At 63.1% G+C, this 3,976-nt stretch carries 5 protein-coding genes; 2 read left to right on the top strand and 3 right to left on the bottom strand.

The window, feature by feature from the left end:
• Positions 1 to 594 (bottom strand): mycofactocin-coupled SDR family oxidoreductase (locus ACFE99_RS19645; protein WP_375488102.1); only part of this gene is annotated, 594 nt, incomplete at its 3' end.
• Positions 595 to 654: 60 nt separating this feature from the next.
• On the bottom strand, positions 655 to 1,983 hold the full coding sequence (locus tag ACFE99_RS19640; protein WP_375488101.1) for a cytochrome P450: 1,329 nt from the start codon (positions 1,981 to 1,983) through the stop codon (positions 655 to 657).
• A 322-nt stretch (positions 1,984 to 2,305) separates the two neighbouring features.
• Here ACFE99_RS19640 and ACFE99_RS19635 point away from each other — a divergent pair, with 322 nt between their 5' ends.
• Both ACFE99_RS19635 and ACFE99_RS19630 read left to right on the top strand, forming a co-directional pair.
• Positions 2,306 to 2,875, top strand: a complete 570-nt coding sequence (locus ACFE99_RS19635; protein ID WP_375488100.1) for a nuclear transport factor 2 family protein — start codon at positions 2,306 to 2,308, stop codon at positions 2,873 to 2,875.
• A 286-nt stretch (positions 2,876 to 3,161) separates the two neighbouring features.
• The gene (locus ACFE99_RS19630) at positions 3,162 to 3,683 is read left to right on the top strand and encodes an NAD(P)H-binding protein (RefSeq protein ID WP_375488099.1); all 522 of its coding nucleotides are present in this window, start codon (positions 3,162 to 3,164) and stop codon (positions 3,681 to 3,683) included.
• 71 nt (positions 3,684 to 3,754) lie between these two features.
• Here the strand turns inward: ACFE99_RS19630 and ACFE99_RS19625 are convergent, their stop codons facing one another.
• A complete protein-coding gene (locus ACFE99_RS19625) occupies positions 3,755 to 3,964 on the bottom strand; it encodes a hypothetical protein (RefSeq protein WP_375488098.1) in 210 nt (69 codons plus the stop codon).
• Positions 3,965 to 3,976: the final 12 nt, after the last annotated feature.

Raw genomic sequence — 3,976 nt, 5'->3', positions numbered from 1 at the left:
GATGGTGTTGACCCGGATGCCGTACTCGCCCAGTTCGATCGCGGTGGCCTTGGCCAAGCCCGTCACACCGTGCTTTGCGGCGGTGTAATGGCTTTGGCCGGGCAGTGCCTTGATCCCGGCGACAGAGCTGATCGCGATGATCGATCCACCATTGCCGGCCGAAAGCATCTTCGGCACCGCAGCTTTCATGGTTCGCCAGACGCCGGTCAGGTTGATGTCGATCATCGTCTGCCATTGCTCGTCGGGCATCTCCCAAAATCGGCCCCAGTTGTTGATGCCCGCATTGGCCACCACAACATCGAGCCGACCGCCCAAACGCGCGACTCCCTCTGAAAGCACCGCCTCGAGCGCATCGGAGTCGCGGACGTCGGCCACTTCGGTCAGGAACGAGCGTCCTTCGGCCTCGAGCAGGCGGGCGGTCTCCTTCAGGTCGGCCTCCGTTGCGGCCGGGTACCCGTTGTGCGGCGACACGGCGCGCGCGACGTCAATCGCGATGACCGACGCGCCCTCGCGCGCCAGCCGCACCGCGTGGCTGCGGCCCATTCCGCGGGCGGCACCGGTGACGAATGCGACCTTGCCGTCAAGCAGACCCATGGCAACCCTTCGTCTCAGCGATGCTGTGCTCTTTCAGTGCCGTTCGCGCACCGCAAGCCATCAGCCGGCCGCGGCTGGTGATGCGGCAGGTCCGTGTTCGGCACTCAAGCCGCCGGGGTTCGGGGTGAACTGCATAGGTACGGATTCATATCCGTAGGCGACCCCGACGTCGTGATGGAGCGCGAGTCCCGTTTCGTCGATCGTGTAGTCCGGCAGGCGTTTTAGGATTTGCTGCAGCATCACCTTGACCTCCAGTCGGGCCAGATGAGACCCGAGGCAGCGGTGAATTCCGCGCCCGAAACTCATGTGCCGGTTGGCTACACGTCTTATGTCAATCTCGTCGGGGCGTTCGAACTCGTGCTCGTCGAAGTTGGCGGACGCCCAGAGCATAAATACCCGCTGGCCGGCCTTGATGGTTTTGCCGGCCAGCGTAGTCTCGGTACGCGCCGTACGTTTGAAACCCTGGATGGGACAGGTGTAATGGAGGAACTCCTCAACTGCACTGGCCCACAGCCGATCGTCATCGCTGGTGCGAGCAAGCTCTGCCCGCACGTCGGGGTGGCGGTACAACTCGACGAGGGTGCTCGCGGTGGCGTTGGTGGTGGTGTCGAGTCCGGCGAACACCAGCTGGGCGAGTAGGGCCACCATCTCAAGATCGTGGAGCGGTTCGCCGTCGATTCTGATCTGCGTGATGGCGGTGATGACGTCGTCGTTTGGGTTTTCGCGGCGGTCCTGCAGCGTGAGGAGCAGCTTACCCAGGTCGACCGCCGAGGTGTCGGGGCCGTACTGGCCGGGCCTGCTGAACTGGTTCAGCACGGCGTCTGACCACACCTTCCAATCTTCGTTGTGGAGGCCCAGCCAGTTGAGCACCACGATCGTCGGCACCCGCGCGCAATATTGCGCCACCACGTCGCACCGTCCGTCGGCGATGAAGGTGTCGATCCATTCGTCGGCCACCGAGCGGATGTAGTCCTCGCGCTGGCGCACGACCGCCGGTGCGAAGAGGGGCTCCAGCTTGCGGCGGATCGGGGTGTGCGCCGGCGGGTCGTAGGCCACTGGGGGGCCGATCACCCCCTTGCCGATCTCGAACCGATTCTGTCGATCGTCGGGTGTCAGTGCATCCGACGGGTCCGGGATCAGGATGCCTTGCGAGGACGCGAAGGTCTCCGGCTCGCGGACCGCCTGGTCAATGTCGGCATACCTTGACGCCACCCAGAAGCCGCCGTAGGCGTCCGACCATGTGAAGGGGCAGTGGTTTCGCAGATGGCGGTACACCCGCTGTGGCACACCCTCATTAGCCAGAGCCGGGTCGTGATGGTCGAACCGTTGCGCCATCTGCTGCACTATGTCGTCGGCCATAGCGGCCCCCAGTATGTCGCGGATCACCATTAGTTAGCGATTACTGTATAGCTGTCGCGACGGTGTCTGTCAATGCCGTGCGCACGGCAATCAAGATCGGAAGTCCGCCAGCGGTGAGACGTTACTTGTGATGACTCGATGGTCGGTTTTGCGCACGAGGCCCGCGATGCCGGTCGCAGTCTAAGAAGTGGCATGGCCCGCGACAGCCGTGCTCGACGGCGCCGGGTACTTGACTCATCGCCGGCAGCCAGGACACGGGCCAATCTTCTCGAAAGCGCTAAGAGCCAGCAGAAGAAATAGTACAGTGATCGCTGTATAGCTTGTCGATGAGACCGATTGTGAGGCCCTTACCGTGGACAACACGCTGACATCCGATCTCATCGCCTATCTCAAAGAGGCGAAGGACCGCCAAGAAATCGGTGACTGCCTACTGCGCTACACACGGGGCATCGATCGCGCCGACAAGGAGTTGATGCAGTCCGCGTATCACGTCGACGCTATCGACGAGCATGGCGTAGCCAGCGGCAGTCCCGAGGAGTTCTGCGACTGGGCGATCGGTTATCACACCGACAACCAGCGTCAGCACCATCACATCATCACCAACACGATGCTTGATTTAGACGGCGAGGTGGCGCATGGCGAGACCTATTGCATGTTCTGGGGTGACAACCGTGTCGGACCGCCGACATTGTCGTTCGGCCGGTACATCGACCGATTCGAAAAGCGTAACGGCGCATGGGGAATCGTTCGTCGCGTCTGCATCAACGAGCAGACTACAACTCTCGGTGAAACGAACTTCCCGCCCGAATTCGTCGCGATCATGAAATCGACTGGGCCAAGCTTGCGTAGCCTTGACGACATCTCCTATGACCGCCCGTTGCTGGGCAGCCGGACAACGACATCCCAGGAGCAGCAAGCCTAGAAGTCAGAGGCCACAGTTGCCCGTCGCGCTTAGCCTATTCAGATGCTCGGCAGCGCTGCGGATTCGCTGTGCGGTCAGGTAGCGATGCGCCCTGATCCAACAAAAATCGGCACAGGCCAAGACCAACACCTCGGCCACCAATACCTGTGCCCTGCAGGGCCACACCGGAGCCGCGCATTGACCGCCCGCGCTCTGGCGCGCCAACCCGCGCCTTCCCAACGACATCCGTGACCGCGCGCCAGATAAGGCCGCCAGGCCAAAGTTAGCTACCTTCGCCGCGCATGCAATGTCGCCGGCCGCAAGGCGGCGCGGAGCGAGTTCGCGGACTTGCCAACGCGGACAAGGCGATGCGGAAGGTGGCCTCGACGACGTCGACTCGCTCAGGTCCGCCTGCTCAGGGTGCACGGGGGTCTTTTCCGTCCAGCCCGCGCCGCTTGGTGACGCCGACTCCGAACGCCGGCAGGCCGGTAACCTCATCCGCGCCGCGAAGGCCGCCGCGGTGCAACACTTCGTGCAGGCGTCAGTGTCGGGTACAGCGCAATCTATCTCGCCAGTGCCGCGTCGTCATTTCATACAGGGGACTGCATGCGCATCGACGGCGGCTACGGCATCTTTTGATGAGCCGGCCGAGCCACCGCGATGCCGTCCTGGCATCGAGCTGATCGACGGTGTCTTGATAGTGACGCTTAATCGGGAGGAGGCGCGCAATGCAGGGTGCCTGGAACGGTTCCCGAAGTCGCCGTCGCAGTGTCGATGCCGCGGGAAAGCTAGTCGCGTTGCTGCCCCGCTGATCCCACGTGAAGCATAGGTTGATTCCGCAGGTATCTAGTGTGGGTAGCGCTGTCGCCGCAGCGCCGTTGGCCGCTGCAGTGCTCGCAGTCAGGCCGTGCCCACGCCGCCGACGTTCGCCCCGCCGGGATATCCGCCGCCACCGAACTTGTCGTCGAGCGCCTCATAGTCGACCCTGCCCTCGACCGTCGGCAGCGCATCGACGAACTCCACGGACTTTGGCTTTTTGTACGAGGCAATGCGAGAGCGGCAGTACTCGATCAGCTCGGGCTCGGTGACGCTCTGACCGTCCTCAAGCACGACGATCGCCTT

Origin of the sequence: uncultured Mycobacterium sp., from assembly GCF_964249325.1 — a bacterium.
In the GTDB taxonomy this organism is placed as follows: domain Bacteria; phylum Actinomycetota; class Actinomycetes; order Mycobacteriales; family Mycobacteriaceae; genus Mycobacterium.
Note: the sequence above shows the minus strand (reverse complement) of the source record. Positions and strands in the feature narration are given on the sequence as shown.